This is a genomic window from Pseudomonas sp. P5_A2_2 (assembly GCF_054177685.1).
In genome coordinates this window covers 1-1004 of sequence record NZ_JBGCUL010001359.1, presented here as the reverse complement: position 1 = coordinate 1004, position 1004 = coordinate 1, and the positions used below count along the sequence as shown (strand labels likewise).

Below are 1004 nucleotides of genomic sequence, written 5' to 3'. Positions count from 1 at the left end.
AGTCTTTTCAAGTTTGGCGTAGTCCTTGTCGATCTTGCTCAGCGCGGAGTTGTACTGATCTTGGCTGATGCGACCTGCATCCAGATGCTTTCCCAGTTGCTCGACCTGATTGTCCAGCTTGGACATGGCCGCGCGGGCCGGATCGATTGCGCCCAGTAGGCTGTTGAGGGCCTTCTGTTCATCCAGTGTCGACTTCGCCAGCGCCGCCTGCTGTTTGTCCAACTGCGCGGTGATTTTGGTGAACTCGGCCTCGCCATAGGCGCCGGTCTTGGTCAGCTTCGCCAGGCTTTCGCGCTGTTTGGCCAGTTCCTGCGTGGTGGTCGCGCCTTTCGACAGAGACTTTTCCAGCGCCTGCATTTCGTTCATCAGGCTGACGGCGGACTGCTCAGCGCGATCGCCAGCTTTGGTCAGCTTGTCGAGATCGGTCGCAGCGTTGGCGGCATCAGCCGAATCGACCTTGATGCCGAGTTCTGCAATGTTCATCGACTCACCTTGAATAATTGCCCGCTCTCACGGGCTGTTGTCGCGTGCTTCAGCCATCACCGCAATGGCTTCCGACTCCATAACGCGGATGTCCTGGAACACACCGGGGCGATCCTTTGCCGGGATGCCGACGAGCTTCATCACATTGGGCAGAACGCCGTAATCGAGGCCAGTTGCGCCGCACGCACCGGTACGCCACTGGGTCCCCATCGAATCCATGACGAGGAAAGACGGCCAGTTGTCCGGCCAGACTTCAATGGAGTCATCGATATCCGATGGAGAAAGCCCAAACACCGAAAGGACATTGGAATCAGTGGTCTGCTCGTAGAGTGCGCGTGCGACGTCGGTCAGTTTCCCAAGCGGGCCTTACCGAACGCTTCGCTATAGGCCTTTACGACAGCGTCCGACACGCCAACACAACTCTTCACCAGAGCTGTGATCGACTCGTCACTAAGTTTGTCACCGAAGCCCCAAGACACGACCAGATCCTTGATCTGTTCGACGCCTTGCTCGACTTCGGC

2 protein-coding genes and 1 pseudogene are annotated in these 1004 nt (G+C 57.9%); all 3 read right to left on the bottom strand.

Annotated elements, in window-relative coordinates; all coding sequences use genetic code 11:
- A pseudogene (locus tag ACXRVY_RS31425) lies at positions 1-483 on the bottom strand (phage tail tape measure protein); the annotation flags it as partial.
- 27 nt (positions 484-510) lie between these two features.
- Positions 511-777: a DUF1799 domain-containing protein gene (locus ACXRVY_RS31420; protein WP_457265747.1), complete on the bottom strand. Its 267-nt coding sequence runs from the start codon at positions 775-777 to the stop codon at positions 511-513.
- Positions 778-830: 53 nt separating this feature from the next.
- On the bottom strand, positions 831-1004 hold a 174-nt coding region (locus tag ACXRVY_RS31415; protein ID WP_458239268.1), incomplete at its 5' end, for a phage tail assembly chaperone.